Origin of the sequence: Streptomyces sp. NPDC047117, assembly GCF_040643545.1 — a bacterium.
Lineage (GTDB): Bacteria > Actinomycetota > Actinomycetes > Streptomycetales > Streptomycetaceae > Streptomyces.
The window spans coordinates 155,207-169,330 of the sequence record NZ_JBEYUN010000019.1; the positions used below are offsets into that span (position 1 = coordinate 155,207).

Sequence of the window (14,124 nt, forward strand, 5' to 3'; positions counted from 1 at the left end):
GTGCGTCACCTGTCTGCCGCTGCGGCGCTGTCGGCCAGCGCGTGGAAGTCACCGGAATCCAGCCCACGGCGGAGGATCTTGCCCGCTCCCGACTTGGGGAGCTCGGCCACGGCGATGAGTCGTTTGGGGCGCTTGAGGGAGGGCAGTCCGGAGCGCTCGCGTACATAGGAGTCGAGTACCGCCAACGCCTGGTGGGGGGCCATGTTTTCGGCGGGAACGAAGAACGCGGTGGCGGCCTGTCCCCACCGGTCGTCGGACAGCCCGACAACGACGACCTCACTGACTGCCGGACAGCGGATCAGGCTGTCCTCGATCTCGTCCGGGTAGATGTTCTCCCCACCGGAATTGATCATGTCGTCGACGCGTCCGGCGACCCACAGGTCCCCGTCCTCGTCGGCGGTGGCGAGGTCTCCGGGGAAGTACCAGCCGTCGCGGATCGACTTGGCGTCTGCGTCGGGGCGGTGCCAGTAGCCGGCGAAGGCCTCCGGACTCTGCAGGGAGATGGCGATCTGCCCCTGCTCGCCGGGGCCGACCAGCGCGTCGGGGCCGGCGTCCGGGACCGGTTCGACCAGGCGGACCCGGGAGAAGACACCGGCCCGGCCCGCGCACCCGGGCTTGGCGATGACGTCGGGCCCCACGGTGAAGGTGTAGATCTCGGTGCTGCCGAAGTGGTTGACGAAGGAGGCCGGCTGGAGTGTCTCCGCCAGTTGCTCCACCAGCGCCGGGGTCATCGACGAGCCTGCGTAGGCCAGTTTGCGCACGGACGTGGCTTCCGCGAGGCGGCCGGTGCGCACCAGCGACCAGTAGATCGTCGGTACGAGGTAGAGGCAGCTGATGTGCTCTTCGGTGATGAGCGCGAGTGTCTCGTCGGCGTCGAAGCGCACCTGCGGAGTCCATGTGCCCGCACCGACGACGGTGGCGATGAGTGTGCGCAGCCCCATGGTGTGGAACAGCGGCATCACGCCGAGCGTCACGTCGAAGGGGGCCTGTCCGCTCTGCAGCAGGTGGGCGACCGCGGCGTGGTGCTCGGCACGATGCGTCCGCGGCACGCCCTTGGGTCTGCCGGTGGTGCCCGAGGTGTAGAGCATGACGCTGGTGTCGTGCTCGGACACCCGGACGTCGAGCGGACCGTCCGGCTGACCGGACGCGAGGCGCTCGATCGTGGCATCGGCCGGGTCGCCGGAGAGGATCCACGGCAGGGAGTCCATGCCGCTCAGTGCCTCTTCGGTGACGGCGGCGGTCGACGCGTCGCTGATCACCAGCGCGGGCTCGGCGTCGGAGAGGCAGTACTGGAGCTCGGAGGGGCTGAAGCGGAAGGACAGCGGCACCGAGACGGCCCCCAGCTTCTGGATGGCCAGGTGCAGGCTCGCCAGCGGCTCACCACCGGCCATCGAGAGCACCACCCGCCCGCCGGGGCGGACGCCGAGCTCGGCCAGGGCCCGCGCCAGCCGGTTGGTGTGGGCGTCCCATTCCCGATACGTCATCGGGGCCCTGCCGCCGACCGCCCGGCGCTGCGGGTAGCGCTCGGCCGTCCAGCGCATGACCGTGCCCAGATCCATGGCCTTCCCTCTCCCCCGAGGTGCGGTTGAGCAATGCACGCAACCGCACGCCCGGACCGTTCTATTCGAACCGTATGTTTCAGACCGTGCAGCTTGAACCTACGGTACGCTTCAGACCATGTCAACGGTCCGGCTCTCAACAACATCGTTCGTGGTCCTGGGCATGATCGCGACGCGTGGCCCTTCCACGTCGTACGACCTCAAGCGCGCGATCGGCCGGTCCGTGGGCTACTTCTGGAGCTTCCCGCACGCGCAGCTGTATTCAGAGCCCAAGCGGCTCCAGAAAGCCGGTCTCCTTGAGCTGCACCAGGAGGACACCGGGCGGCGGCGCAAGACGTACACCATCACCGCAGCGGGCCAGGCCGCGCTGGGCGAGTGGCTGGCCGAGCCGGTCAAGGAGCACTTCGAACTCCGTGACATCGCGGAGATCAAGCTGTTCTTCAGCGAGCTGGCGGAACCGCGGGACGTGGCACGGCTCGCCCAGGACCAGATCGAGCAGCACGAAAACCGGATCGCCGAGTACGAAGAGATGCAACGCCGCTACGGCCACATCGAAGAGGTCGCCAGCCGCATGATCACCCTGGAGCTCGGGCTCGGTATCGAATACGCCGCCCTGGAGTTCTGGCGCAAGGTCCGGGCGCGGGCGGAAAGCGGCGACTTCCCGAAGCCCGGCCCGACGCAGCAGTGAGTTTCCCGGTCCGCCGACGCGGCAGTCCGGGTTCCGAGGCGAGGCAGTAGCTCATCACGTGCCCGGCCCCCCGGGGAGGTTGTGGGGACGGTGGCAGCGGAGCTGCTCGCCGAGGAGGCCACCGAAGCGGCTCGGAAGGACGCGTCGTCAGCGGACCGTGCGGATACCTGAGAGTGCTCGGCGGCATGATCCGCGCCAACCGGCCGTGGCGGTTGGTGCCGGGATTGTCGAAAGCCCTGGCGGCCGCTCTCGCCGCGGGAGCCATCGCCACCGTGAACTCCACCGTCTGGAACCTGGGCGGTGCCCTGAGCACGCTGCGCCTCGTGATCGCCATGGTCGGGTCTGTCGTACTCATGACCGGCTGGCTGATCGTCGACGGGCAGCTGTGGCAACGAGCAACAGACGTCTCGTGGGAGGCGCGGCAGAGGGCGAGGCTCTACAACGCCTCGACCGTCATGACCGTGGGTATCGGGGTGCTCGTCTGCTACGGGGGCTTGATGGTCATCAACTTGGTGTGGGCTCTGTTCATCGTCAACGACCGAGTGTTCGCCTCCATGACACGTACTCCGCTGCATGCCACGGAGTACTTGGTGTTGTCCTGGTTCGTCGCTTCGGTGGCCACGGTGAGCGGCGCGCTGGGGTCCGGCCTTGAGAGCGACGAGGCGATCCGGGCAGCCGCCTACTCCAAGCGGGAACAGGAACGTCGCCACATGCTCGAACACGACCACACCTAGCTAGGTCCTGTGGAGAGTGGTCGAGGGCGTCACGCCATAGCGTTGACGGTAGTCGGCGGCGAACCTGCTTCGGTGTGTGAAGCCCCAGCGGTAGGCGACATCGGTGACGGTCACCTGGTCAGGTTCCTTACGGCGCAGCTCCTCGTGAGCACGGGCCAGTCTTATCCGGCGCAGGTAGGCCATGGGTGGCATGCCCACGTGCTGGCGGAACCCCTGTTGCAGCCGCCGTATGCTGACCTCGGCGATCTCGGCAAGGAGCGTCACGGTGAACGGACGCTCCGGGTGCGCCTCCATGGCGTCGATGGCGCGCTTGACCGGGGCAGGCCGGCAAGGTGGGGCCGGCCGCGCCAGTTCCTCGCGATAAGGGTGGTCGGCCGCCAGCAGCAGTCCGATCACCACCGCCTCGTGCAGGCGGTCGGCGACCAGCTCCTGATGGATGAGCCCCTGGGACGTCTGCGCATCTTCCGCGGCCATCCGGACCAGCTGTGCCCAGCTGCGCCCAGGACCGTGAGAGACGTCCATGGCGGGCGAAAGCCGAAGGGGCAACCGGATCGGGGCGTCGAGCAGCCGCTCCAACTGGAGCTCCAGTTCCGAGCGTTCGACCTTGACAGCGAGAAGTCGGCAATCACCGCTCCACCGGTCCAGCACCGTATTGTGGCCGGGCTGGAAGACCGCGGCCTGGTGCACTGTGGCCAGTAGTGGATCGAGGCGCCCCTGATGCCACGTCATGGACCCGGTGAGCGGCACGTCGATGTGGTAGGCCCCCAGCTCACCGAAGCGCATGCACAGGTCTGCACCGAATTGCAGAGTACCGAGCGTCACATGGTGGAGCCTGCTGATCGCGAAGTGTCCGGTGAGAACGGCTGATGGCTGGAGCAGGTCGACGACGTTGGAGTAGAAGTTCCGCCCGATGACCTGCCGGGCCTCGTCCAGGTCGTCGGTGCGAAGCTGGACCGGCTGGCCGAATTCGGCTCGTGGGGCCGGAACCTGATACATATCCTCCGTCGCTCCTCTTGCAGGACAGCGCTTGTTCGCTCATGCCCGGGGGGCCGGGGGCGGTGCTTCTCTTCCTTCAGGAACCAGGCCCGGTGCCGGTGCGTTGGGCCGGCACGTCAGCCCACCCGCTGGGGGAACACGTGGGTGATTCCGCGACGGGCGGCCCGGCCATCCTCCGGCAGCGGGCCCGGACCGGCGGCGACGCCGCGGTCCGGGCGGCACCAACGAAGCCGCGCAGCTCCCAGTCCAGCAGGCACAAGATCATCTGACATCCGTGGCAGTCTGCCGCTCCACCACTCCGGCAGTCGAGCCCCCCACCGAACTCATACTGCACCGATTCGGTTGGTTGCGTTTACAGGATCACTGCAAGTGTTAACCGGACCATGTCCTCAGGCAACAGAACTTAGGTTTCTGCCTGGGCCACTGCCCCTGCGCAGGGCTGCCGAGAGGATGCCGCTCGGTAAGCCTGCGGGCGGCGTTCCGGTTGCCCAGACCCCGCACCCGGAACGCCGCGCCCATCGAAGCAGCGGGCCGCGCGCTCAGCGGGTCGCCGGCAAAGCGGTCTGAGATGCACGGCTCGCAGCCCGGTCGGAGGGGGGCTACGACGCCCTCCCACCAGGCCCCTCGACGACGTGCTCCGCGACGTCCGCGAGTGACACGTCTCGCCCGAGTCGGCCCGTAGCCGTTAAGGGGCGGCGCCGGCGTGGACGGCAGCAGGCCGGTGGGAGGCCGAGGGAGCGGAGACCAGGCAGCTCGGGGGCGCGAGCACCGGCTGATCCTCCGTCTCGCAACGTCACGCTCGCCGCCCGTTGGTGAGACCTGCTTGAGCGCATCCGCCCAGCAGTCGGGTGGAGCAAGCACCCATGGTCCCGGCAACCGCAACGAGTCTGGCCAAGACCGAGGCGCCGTCGGCCGCCGGACCTCTTGGACGCAGCCCACCTGCTTGTGCCGCCCAGCATCACGCTGTCGGAGTACGACGACTGCTGCGCCGCCGCTGGCCTCACGTCGTTGACCGCATATGGCGGCCCCGAACGGCTGCAGTCGGACTCATGCTGACCATTGCTGACGTCGCTGACTCACCGTCATTTGACGCGGGCTGCGTCAGGGCCGTGAGCAGGGGTGGTGGTGATTGTCAGATGGATGAGGGACCGGCCTGCCCTACGAGGGCGTGTCCTGTCGATCAGCGGAGCCGGATCGCGATGGCGGCGATGACGACTTCGGCTCGGTAGATCGCGGCGCGCTCGGCGTAGCCGGTGGCCAGGCCCCGCCATTGCTTGAGCCGGTTGAAGCAGCGCTCGACCACGTTGCGGTCGTGATAGAGGTCGCGGTCGAAGCGAGGTGGTCGGCCGCGGCGCCAGCTTTTCTGATCAGTACGCTCCGGGATGGTGGCGGCGATCCGGCGTCGGCCTGCGGGTTGTCACTGGCCTGTCCGGGCGTCAGCAGGAACGACAGTGGACGGCCACGCCGTCCACAGCCAAGTGCAGCTTGGTGCTCAACCCGCCGCGGGATCGTCCCAGCGCCTCGCCGCCAACCCGCGCAACCGGCCGCGTGCCGCACCCTCCCATTGTCCGGGCCCCTGCCGCATGCTGGTGGGCCCGCCGTCCACCGGCGCAGCCGCTCATGGCAGGTCTTCCAGGGGCCGTACCGCTCCGGCAGATCCGGCCATGGCGCACCCGGGCGCACCTTCCACACGATCTCGTAGATGACCTGGCGATGATCCCGCCACCGGCCGTGACGCCCGTTGGAGCGCGGCAACAGCAGGATCCGGGCCCAGGCCGCATCCCTCACCTCACCACGACGAACCATCCGACCATGATCGAACCCCGATCCACCTCATGATCAACGGGCGTTCGGCCCCAGCCAGGGTCAGCGACGCGGCCCATTTCCCAACCGCCTGAACATTGTCAGGCGGCTCGGCTGACGTCCAGCCGCTCGGACAACGGCTCGAATCCAGCCGCCCTGTAGGTAGCGACGGCGGCAGCGTTCGCACTCGGGGTGCAGACGAGCGCGCTTGACGCACCCATCTCCTTCAGCGCCGCCGCCGCGGCGACGCTGGGGCCCTGCGCAACTGGATCGAAGCCAACCGCCGATGACGGCACACCCGGCGCTCAGGCCGCGGATACGCCCTCGACAGGGGTAGTCCACCAGGGCGCAGGACCGGCGGAAGCCGCCGCCGATGGCAGCCCGAGGGAGCCGAAAAGAGGATGATCGGATCCGCAAGAAACACCGTCTCCACGGAGGACCGATGCGCCAAAGGCACACCCCCAGCAGCAAAGCCCGCACCATACCCACCGTCGTCTCCGTTGTGTCCGCGGTGTCCGCGCTGGTCATGGCCGCTGGAACCGTGGCGGCCGGTACCCCTGCCGTCGCCCGACCGGCCGGCACCGTGACCGCCGGTACCGGGGCATCCGACACCGCCGGACCGCGTGGACGCTGCCCGCAGCTCTCCCGGCACCTGACGTGGCACGGCGACAACCGCGCCAAGCTCCAGAAGATGATCGACGAGCGGGGCGCCTGCTCGGGCCACCACGGGCCGCGTCCCGTCGCCGCGTTCGACTGGGACAACACCATCGTCAAGAACGACATTACGGATGCCACGCTCGCCTGGGCCCTCAAACACGACAAGATCCTGCAGCCCCGGAGCTGGCGCGGGACCAGCAAGTGGTTGACGGCCGCCGCCCACCGGGCCCTCACCGGGGCCTGCAGCACGTCCGTGCCCGCCGGCAAGCCGCTGCCGACCTCCAAGGACACCGGCTGCACGGACGAGATACTCGATGTCTACCTCGATGCGAAGACCTCCGACGGCAAGGCCGCCTTCGCGGGGGAGTGGAACCACCGGCGTACCGTTCCCGAGTACGTCTGGGTCACCCAGTTGTACGCCGGGATCCGCCCGGCCACCCTCACTGCGTACGCCGAGCAGGCCCGAGCCGAGAACCTGTCCGCGCCCATCGGCCACCAACAGACCGTCGGTACGCACAAGATGGCCGGCTACGTCCGCTACTACGAACAGCAGAAGGATCTGATCCGCACGCTGCGGGCGGCGGGCTTCCGGGTGTACGTCGTCTCCGCGTCCTCGGAGCCGATCGTGCGGGCCTGGGCGGGCAGGCTGGGCTTCGACCGCACGCACTCCATCGGCATCCGCAACCTCATCCAGCACGGCAAGCTGACCACCGGCGTGCGCGGCTGCGGCGACGTCCAGGATGGCCGAGGTGAGGTGCTGCCCTACATCGACGGCAAGCGCTGCTGGATCAACCAGGAGATCTTCAAGATCAAGGGCGCCGACGCCTGGAAGAAGCAGCACCCGGCGCACCGCATCGCGTTCGGCGCGGGTGACGCCGAAACCGACGTCACCTTCGTCAACGACGCCACCGGCGCGCATCTCGCCATCAACCGCAACAAGGCCGAGCTGATGTGCCGTGCGTACGACAACGCCGACCGGCGTTGGGTCATCAACCCCATGTTCATCGAGCCGTTGCCGCGCAAGACCGGCACCTACCCGTGCGCGAGCACGGCCTACACCGCGGAGGACGGCACCGGCGAGCCGGTCCGCCGCCCGGACGGCACCATCGTGCCCGACCAGGAGGACCGGGTATACAGCGGCTGAGGACGCCGACGCCGGAGCGCGGCCCGAAGGACTCCGGGACGGCTGTCCCGGCGGGCTTGACGGACTGGCTGTCGGGGCTGCGCACTGAACGGATCAGTGTGCAGCAGATCAGTGGTCTCAGCCGCGCAGCAAAGAGTTCAGTGCCCAGGTCAGGGACCTGGGCACTGAACTGTTCTCCCGACGGTCGCGGTGCCGTGAAGAGGGACGCCCTCTCGCCTGAGCGCATGACCACCACCTGCTCACCTTCAACCAGCTGGTCAGCCGCTCGACTTCGGTTCTGTCTTGCCGGGGTAGTCGTGCGTGACAATCGCCGCCGCGGGGCAGAGGAGGGGGCCGGTCGGCCCAGATCCCCCGTACAGTGAATCGCGGTGATCAGTTCAGTGCGGGTCTAGCGGGCCGAGCAGCCAGACGCCCGTTGATGTCGGCTCCTCGTTGAAGTAGTACTCCCGGATCGCTTCCAGCATCTCGTCGCGGCTGATCAGGCCGTCCACGTCGCGGTCCAGGCGGCCGAAGACCTCCCGGGCATCCGGCTCCGGCAGCCCCATCAGCGCGCCGGTCCAGCGCACCTGCTCGTCCCGGGTGAGCTTGCCGTCGGCGTCGGTGTCGGCGATGTCCATCAGCGCGTTGAGGAAAGGCACGTACCCGGCGTCGAAGGAAGCGGGGGTGACCAACAGGCCTGCCGCGAACGCCGCCTGGTATTCGGCCAAGTCGATGCGGCCGTCGGCGTTGGCGTCCGCGGCCTGGACCAGGTGCCGCCACACCTCGTCGCTGAGCTCACGCAGATGCTTGAGCTCCGGGGCGTCGGGGCTCAGGTGGAAGGCGGCCGCGAGCCGATCGCAGGCGGTCTGGAAGTCGGCCCGGTCGACGTAGCCGTCGCCATCCGTGTCGAACGTCTCGAAGCGGCGAGCGAGCTTGCGCCGCAGGAACAGGGACATGCCGGCAGATGCGTCCATGACCCCATCCTGCGCGCGGAAGCGGCCCGTCAGTAGTAGGCCCGGCAGCCCAGCAGCCGGTGCACCGCATCCCTGCTGGGGAGCAAACGACCGGGCGTGTCCGCGGCGGCCCCGAAACCATAGACAGAGCCACTGCGATCCAACTCATGCCGATGGGGCCCGCTTCGACGGGGGAGCCGGGAAGGCATCCGAGAGGGCGTGCAGGAACGCGGTGTCCGCATCGGCGGCGGGGGCGTAGTAGGCGAGTCCGGCCGCGGTCACTCCGATGGATCCGCCGAGCTGCTGTGCTGTGGGCAGCAGCCCGGAGACCGAACCGGCGGCGGGGCCGTGTACCTCGGCCAGTACCAAGGTGAACACCGACGCGGTGAAGGCGCCGAACGCGGCTCCGCCGACGGCCAGCACGGGCAGTGCCGCCTGGCGTCCCGCCGCCGAGCCGACGAGCGGGGCCAGTGCCAGGCACATCCCGGCCATCACCAGCGACGCGGCGGTGAGCACCGTCGGTCCGTGCCGGCGGGTGAGAGCGGGTGCGGCTCTGCTGCCCACAACGGCGGCGGCAGCGAACGGTGCGGAGGTCAGTGCGGCCGACAGGGCCGAGTACCCGACGGCGGACTGAAGGTGGAGGAAGCGCAGGTAGGTGAAGGAGGGCACGCCCGTGTTGCACACGAACACCAGCAGTGTGCCCCTGCGCGCCGACCGGTCACGCAGCACCGCGGGATCGATCAACGGGTCAGGCCGGTGCGGGGGGGCTCCGGACGAAGTGGCCGAGGGCGGCCACGGCCACGGCGAAACCGGCCCACGTCCACCACCAGGGCCGGCCCGCTTCCCGCCCCAGTGCCAGGGGCAGGACCAGTGCGCCGGCTCCCGCGGTGACCAGCCGCGCGCCCAGCTTGTCGACGCGGAGTCCGTCCGCCCCGCGGGTGCGGGGCAGCGCGGTCGCTCCGGCCAGCGAGGCGAGTGCCACCGGCACGGTGAGGAGCATCACCGGCCGCCAGCCGAGGCCGAAGGGGTCGGCACTGAGGACGAGGCCGCCGATCAGCGGCCCGGCCAGTGACGCGACGGCCATGGTGGCGCCGTACAGGCCGAGGGCGCGCGGTCGGCGTGTCGCGGGAGTGGTGGCCTTGATGAGCGACAGGACCTGGGGGGCGACCAGGCCGCTGCCCGCGCCCTGCACCAGCCGGGCCGTGATCAGCGATGCGGCGTCGGGGGCACACGCGCCGGCCAGCGAACCCGCGGTGAAGACCACGGTGCCCGCCACGAACGGCCGGCGGTAGCCGTACCGGTCGCCCAGCCGTGCGGCGGGGATGAGCAGGCACGCGTAGGTCAGGGTGCATCCGGCGAGGACCAGTTGCACGGCGCCAGGACCGGCGCCCAGGCCGGCCTGGATCGCCGGCGCCGCGACCTGGGCGACAGCGACGTTGAGCAGTTGCGTGAAAGTGGCGCTGAGCACCACCGGCAGCACGAGGCGCCGCTGTTCATGGCAGCAGTGCCGCTGCGAGCTCACGGGGCCGGGCGGCGAACGGGCTGTGACTGCCCGGGAGGGTGCGCACGGTGAACGGGTTGCCGGGCATGGCCCGGTCGGCTTCCGCGATCATCAGATCCTGCACGGCCGTCGGCAGTGCCCGGTCGTCCGCGCAGCGAAGGAAGGTCCGCGGGATGCGCCCCCACCGCTTGGGAGTCACGATGACCGGGGTGGTGGGGATCGCCAGCGGCAGATCGGGGCTCAGTGCCGAGCGCCAGCGGTCGAAGCGGTCCAGAGCGGTGTCGTGGTAGTGCGTTTGCCGCAGTTCCTCGGCATAGGCGGGATCCTGCGAGAGCGGGTTGATCCGCACGGCGCCCAGTTCCCCGGGGTCGCCGAGGTTGAGACTCCGGCCCCGTGCCGTGGCGTTCTCGGGCGAGCCGAGATAGTCGAAGAACCGGGGCCGCCCGGCGGGCACGAAGGCCGAGAGGTAGACGATCTCGTTGACGAGTTCGGGTGCGCGCTCGGCAGCCAGTGACGCGGGGCCGCCTCCCGCGCTGTGCGCGACGAGCACGACACGACGGTAGCGGCGGGCCTGGCGCAGCGTGTCCAGCACGGCCTCGGCGCTGTCGTCCATCGTCACGGTGGCGAGCGCGGACTTCTCGGTCAGCAGGCCCGGCTGGCCCGGCTGGAGGTATCCGGTGGGCAGTGGTGCGTCGAAGCCGTGCCCCGGCAGATCGATGGCCATGCTCGCGGCACCGAGCGCGGCGAGTGCGCGCTGCGTCGCCGCCCACTGCCCGGAGCCGTGCCAGGCCCCGTGCACGAAGACGAAGACGGTGCCTGGGGAGGAAGAATCGGTCATGACTGCATTCCATGCGACCCGGTCCCGGTCATCCACTGAAAGATCTGACAAGCTGGTCGGCGATATGTATGGAATATGACGGGAGGATGGCATGGAGGCGCGGCACCTGAGGTACGCACTGGCCCTCGCCGAGCACGAACACTTCGGCCGGGCCGCCGGTGCGCTGGGCATCGCGCAGCCTCCGCTGTCCAAGCAGATCGCCGACCTCGAGCGGGAGGTGGGCACCCGCTTGTTCGATCGCACCCGCCAGGGGGTGTTCCCGACGGCTGCGGGCGCGGCCTTCCTCTCCCGGGCGCGCAGGGCGCTCGACGAGATCAGGGCGGCCTCGGTCGACGCGGCCAGGGCAGCACGCGGCGAGACGGGCCGACTGCGCCTGGGTTTCATCGCCTCGGCGCTGCTCGAACCCCTGCCGGACGTCCTTGGCCGGTTCGGCCGTGAACGGCCCGACGTGCGGCTGGAACTGCACGAGATGGCGACCAGCCGCAGCACGGCCGCACTCGTCGCCGGCGAACTGGACGTGGCGATCGGCCTCGGCCGGCCACGGGGCGTCGGGGCCGAGCAGCTGGTATCGGTCCCGATCGGGCACGACCACTTGGTCGCGGTCGTGGGCAGCACCCACCCGTACGCGGGGCAGCCGTCGGTGGACGTGGACCGGCTGCGGCGACAGCCACTGATCGTGGCGCCGGGGGAGGACGAGCCCGCCGTCGACACCGGGCTGCGGGCCCTCCTGGGCAAGGACTCCCCGGCGCTCTCCGGCGCGACCGTCGCGAGGGACATCCACACGATCATCGGTCTCGCCGCATGTGGTGTAGGCGTCGGCCTGGGGCCCTCCCGCATGCTTGCGGCCCCACGCCGGGGCACGTGGTTCTGCGAGGTGACTCCGCGCACGCCTCTGCCCGATCTGGTCCTGTCCTTCCAAGCCCGGGACCGTTCCCCGGCACTGAACGCCTTTCTCGACGTCATCCGCACGAACTGCCCCGATGTCGGTGCCGCGCTCGACCACCGGCTCGGCCCACTGGAACCACACGAAGCCGGACCGCAAGGAGAAGGCGACCCCGACTCACCCCCTGCCTGACTTCGCCCCGCCGGACGAGTGGGAGGAGTTCACCCCGTTCCTGTGCCTCGGCACCGAGCTCCGCCGCTGCTTCGGCACCGAGCTCCGCCGCTGCTTCGGCACCGAGCTCCGCCGCACCGTCGCTACGACTCATGCTGCCGCGCTCGACGTTCCCCGCCACAGGGTGGACATCTGGCCGGTCTGCTGATCGGCCACCGCCGTTTCGGCCGGGCGCCCCCGCGCGGCGGCCGCGCGCTGGGGCCGCTCTGCCATGCGGTTCCGGTACCGCGTTGAACTCAACCGGCACCAAAGAAGACAGACACCCTGCGTACGCGAACCACACGAAGTGGACCGGAGCCCGTTCTCATGAACAAAGCCAGAGGAGAGGATCTGGTACTGCTGGCGCGCGTCCTTGGACCAGGGGTGGGGCGTTGTCCGTGGCGAGGGCCAAGCTATCCGGTGCCGTCGTCGGAGGGGCGTCGGGGCGGTGCGGCACGCAGGGCCGTGCCGTGTCGGTGGAGGTCTTCCAGGGCGTTGAGGACGACGGTGTGCTGGTGCCAGTCCAGCCACCGGCCGGCTTGCAGGGCGATGGCGTCCAAGGCGGTGGCCTGTGCCCGGGTGAGGTCCTGGTTGGGCCGGGGAAGATGGAGGGAGAACACTCCGAGGGTGTGCCCGGCAGTGGAGAGCATGGGCAGGCTGTGGGTGGTGCGGCTGCCGACCGACCAGATCATTTCGCGGGACGGTTCGCTGACGGCCGGGTCGGTGGCGACGTCGGAGGCGACGCGGGCCCGGCTCTGGGCGGCCTGGAAGCAGGAGGTGCCCTCGTCGACTACGGCGAAGAAGTCCAGGAACTCCTCACTGAGGCCGTAATGGTGCTCCATCCGCAGCCCGAGCGAGGGTTCCACGGTCTGCAGGTCACCCATCGGCGCGTCGGTGAGTGTCCGCGCTTGATGCAGCACCCGCTTCAAAACGGTGCTGCGGTTGACCTTGTCCGGCCGGTGGCCGGGCAGGAACCGCAGTGCCGGCGGTCTCCGGCCGGAGCGGCCCGGGAACCACAGGCCCTGCTCCCCGTCGGGGCGGGGCACGGACACAACGGCGGATGCCAGGGTGCGCAATTTGAGGTTGTGCCGCTGTGCGCAGCGTTTCATCAGCTCAAAGGCACTGTGCGTGTCCGGCAGCCGGTAGCGCTCCTGCACGATGCCCTGCGCCTGGGCTATCAGCGGGTGCGTGCGGACCTTGGCGCGCAGGTCCCGCACCTCACGGCGGAGCTGGTCGACTTCCTCTTGCCGGATGTCCGGTGCCGGGCGGCGCCGGGGCTGTGGGGCCGGAGCTGATTCTGTTGGTTCTTGCATGGATCTCCTCTGCCTCACGGCCGGATCGCGCCGGACGGCGACCGGGTCGCAGTGCACGAGCAACTGCAGGCCGAACCTAACCCATCCGGCGTCCCGCCCGCTGTGGCCTGGCCACCGCCGGCGGTGGCCAGGCGGCGCTCCGGGCCGAGATCGGCCATGGGACCTCAGGCGCGGTGCGTGTGCCGCTCCGCGCCTGGTCACCACTGCCGAGTGCGACCGGCACCAGCTGCCTCATGGTGGTGGCCACCGTCTCCAGGACGACGCGCTGCTGCGGGCTGAGGTACCTCAGCCTGTGCGCGGGGAGCGAAGCGTGGTGCCTTCAGCGCCCAGCCGGCACAGCCCGAGCAAGGGGGTGGGAAGCACGGGGGTGGGACCGATGAGGTTGTGGGAAGAGGTGCTGTCGTAGACGGGCCGGTAGCAGCCGGGACACAGCAGACAGTCCTCGAACTCAACTGTCGGCGGCGCGTCCGGGCCGAGCAGCGGGACAACGCGGCGCGGGTTCTCTCCGGCCTCGGCCCAGAGGCCCATCGGCCGTTCCGCCCGCCGCTCGAAGGTGACGTCCTCCTGGCCATCGACGGCGTGGACCCGGACGAGTGTTGCCGACCCCGGCCGCCGGTGACCCAAGAGTCTCCAGTGCTGCACCGGGATGCCGCTCCGGACGCGGAGGGAGCAAGATGCTCCATCCTGCCGATGGAGCAAATCTGTGGTGGAGACAGTAGACATGGATAGGTGAGAGGAGTAGCGTTTCTCTCGTACTCAGGAAGTCGAAGAGGCGCGGCAGAGACGACCTGCCGCGCACCGGAACGGCAGCGGAGTGGCGGGGCCGGAAGTGGTGGGTTCCGTGGCTGGCTGCCGGGCCGAGCGGC

The 14,124-nt window shown here is 69.8% G+C and carries 12 protein-coding genes and 4 pseudogenes; 5 read left to right on the forward strand and 11 right to left on the reverse strand.

Annotation, left to right across the window (positions count from 1 at the left end; translation table 11 throughout):
- Positions 1 to 5: 5 nt before the first annotated feature.
- Positions 6 to 1,559 carry an AMP-binding protein gene (locus tag ABZ840_RS30390; protein ID WP_361564799.1) on the reverse strand — a complete coding sequence of 518 codons (1,554 nt, stop codon included), beginning with the start codon at positions 1,557 to 1,559 and terminating at the stop codon, positions 6 to 8.
- 118 nt (positions 1,560 to 1,677) lie between these two features.
- On the opposite strand from ABZ840_RS30390, the gene ABZ840_RS30395 reads away from it, so the two are divergent.
- Together ABZ840_RS30395 and ABZ840_RS30400 are read left to right on the forward strand one after the other, a co-directional pair.
- Entirely contained in the window at positions 1,678 to 2,247 is a 570-nt protein-coding gene (locus ABZ840_RS30395; RefSeq protein ID WP_361564802.1) for a PadR family transcriptional regulator, read from the forward strand.
- Between the two features lie 143 nt (positions 2,248 to 2,390).
- Positions 2,391 to 2,981: pseudogene (locus tag ABZ840_RS30400) on the forward strand (hypothetical protein); the annotation flags it as partial.
- Here ABZ840_RS30400 and ABZ840_RS30405 read toward each other — a convergent pair.
- Entirely contained in the window at positions 2,982 to 3,977 is a 996-nt protein-coding gene (locus ABZ840_RS30405) for an AraC family transcriptional regulator (protein ID WP_361564805.1), read from the reverse strand.
- A gap of 924 nt (positions 3,978 to 4,901) precedes the next feature.
- Here ABZ840_RS30405 and ABZ840_RS30410 point away from each other — a divergent pair.
- Positions 4,902 to 4,982, forward strand: a pseudogene (locus ABZ840_RS30410) (SAM-dependent methyltransferase); the annotation flags it as partial.
- 175 nt (positions 4,983 to 5,157) lie between these two features.
- Here ABZ840_RS30410 and ABZ840_RS30415 read toward each other — a convergent pair.
- Positions 5,158 to 5,783 (reverse strand): annotated as a pseudogene (locus ABZ840_RS30415) (transposase).
- Between the two features lie 98 nt (positions 5,784 to 5,881).
- Positions 5,882 to 6,031, reverse strand: a pseudogene (locus ABZ840_RS30420) (GNAT family N-acetyltransferase); the annotation flags it as partial.
- A 191-nt stretch (positions 6,032 to 6,222) separates the two neighbouring features.
- On the opposite strand from ABZ840_RS30420, the gene ABZ840_RS30425 reads away from it, so the two are divergent.
- The gene (locus tag ABZ840_RS30425) at positions 6,223 to 7,581 is read left to right on the forward strand and encodes an HAD family hydrolase (protein ID WP_361564808.1); all 1,359 of its coding nucleotides are present in this window, start codon (positions 6,223 to 6,225) and stop codon (positions 7,579 to 7,581) included.
- 377 nt (positions 7,582 to 7,958) lie between these two features.
- Here the strand turns inward: ABZ840_RS30425 and ABZ840_RS30430 are convergent, their stop codons facing one another.
- The 4 genes from ABZ840_RS30430 to ABZ840_RS30445 form a co-directional block, all read right to left on the reverse strand.
- Entirely contained in the window at positions 7,959 to 8,534 is a 576-nt protein-coding gene (locus ABZ840_RS30430; RefSeq protein WP_361564811.1) for an EF-hand domain-containing protein, read from the reverse strand.
- Positions 8,535 to 8,678: 144 nt separating this feature from the next.
- Positions 8,679 to 9,257: an MFS transporter gene (locus tag ABZ840_RS30435; protein ID WP_361564814.1), complete on the reverse strand. Its 579-nt coding sequence runs from the start codon at positions 9,255 to 9,257 to the stop codon at positions 8,679 to 8,681.
- A gap of 4 nt (positions 9,258 to 9,261) precedes the next feature.
- Positions 9,262 to 10,035: an MFS transporter gene (locus ABZ840_RS30440; protein ID WP_361564817.1), complete on the reverse strand. Its 774-nt coding sequence runs from the start codon at positions 10,033 to 10,035 to the stop codon at positions 9,262 to 9,264.
- Positions 10,007 to 10,852 carry an alpha/beta fold hydrolase gene (locus ABZ840_RS30445; protein WP_361564819.1) on the reverse strand — a complete coding sequence of 282 codons (846 nt, stop codon included), beginning with the start codon at positions 10,850 to 10,852 and terminating at the stop codon, positions 10,007 to 10,009. Before ABZ840_RS30445 ends, ABZ840_RS30440 begins: the two co-directional genes overlap by 29 nt.
- A gap of 91 nt (positions 10,853 to 10,943) precedes the next feature.
- Between ABZ840_RS30445 and ABZ840_RS30450 the strand changes: the two genes are divergently transcribed.
- Complete coding sequence (locus ABZ840_RS30450; RefSeq protein WP_361564822.1) at positions 10,944 to 11,927, forward strand: LysR family transcriptional regulator; 984 nt, start codon at positions 10,944 to 10,946, stop codon at positions 11,925 to 11,927.
- 129 nt (positions 11,928 to 12,056) lie between these two features.
- Here the strand turns inward: ABZ840_RS30450 and ABZ840_RS30455 are convergent, their stop codons facing one another.
- The 3 genes from ABZ840_RS30455 to ABZ840_RS30465 form a co-directional block, all read right to left on the reverse strand.
- Positions 12,057 to 12,179 carry a hypothetical protein gene (locus ABZ840_RS30455; protein ID WP_361564825.1) on the reverse strand — a complete coding sequence of 41 codons (123 nt, stop codon included), beginning with the start codon at positions 12,177 to 12,179 and terminating at the stop codon, positions 12,057 to 12,059.
- A gap of 179 nt (positions 12,180 to 12,358) precedes the next feature.
- On the reverse strand, positions 12,359 to 13,258 hold the full coding sequence (locus tag ABZ840_RS30460; protein WP_361564827.1) for a GAF and ANTAR domain-containing protein: 900 nt from the start codon (positions 13,256 to 13,258) through the stop codon (positions 12,359 to 12,361).
- A 285-nt stretch (positions 13,259 to 13,543) separates the two neighbouring features.
- Positions 13,544 to 13,900: a hypothetical protein gene (locus ABZ840_RS30465; RefSeq protein WP_361564830.1), complete on the reverse strand. Its 357-nt coding sequence runs from the start codon at positions 13,898 to 13,900 to the stop codon at positions 13,544 to 13,546.
- Positions 13,901 to 14,124 lie beyond the last annotated feature (224 nt).

Excerpts from the sequence above, each read along its gene's own strand:
- ABZ840_RS30390 (WP_361564799.1), bottom strand. The coding sequence starts at position 1,559 with ATGGATCTGGGCACGGTCATGCGCTGGACGGCCGAGCGCTACCCGCAG.
- ABZ840_RS30425 (WP_361564808.1), top strand. The coding sequence starts at position 6,223 with ATGCGCCAAAGGCACACCCCCAGCAGCAAAGCCCGCACCATACCCACC.
- ABZ840_RS30445 (WP_361564819.1), bottom strand. The coding sequence starts at position 10,852 with ATGACCGATTCTTCCTCCCCAGGCACCGTCTTCGTCTTCGTGCACGGG.
- ABZ840_RS30460 (WP_361564827.1), bottom strand. The coding sequence starts at position 13,258 with ATGCAAGAACCAACAGAATCAGCTCCGGCCCCACAGCCCCGGCGCCGC.
- ABZ840_RS30405 (WP_361564805.1), bottom strand. The coding sequence starts at position 3,977 with ATGTATCAGGTTCCGGCCCCACGAGCCGAATTCGGCCAGCCGGTCCAG.
- ABZ840_RS30430 (WP_361564811.1), bottom strand. The coding sequence starts at position 8,534 with ATGGACGCATCTGCCGGCATGTCCCTGTTCCTGCGGCGCAAGCTCGCT.
- ABZ840_RS30450 (WP_361564822.1), top strand. The coding sequence starts at position 10,944 with ATGGAGGCGCGGCACCTGAGGTACGCACTGGCCCTCGCCGAGCACGAA.
- ABZ840_RS30455 (WP_361564825.1), bottom strand. The coding sequence starts at position 12,179 with ATGGCAGAGCGGCCCCAGCGCGCGGCCGCCGCGCGGGGGCGCCCGGCC.
- ABZ840_RS30395 (WP_361564802.1), top strand. The coding sequence starts at position 1,678 with ATGTCAACGGTCCGGCTCTCAACAACATCGTTCGTGGTCCTGGGCATG.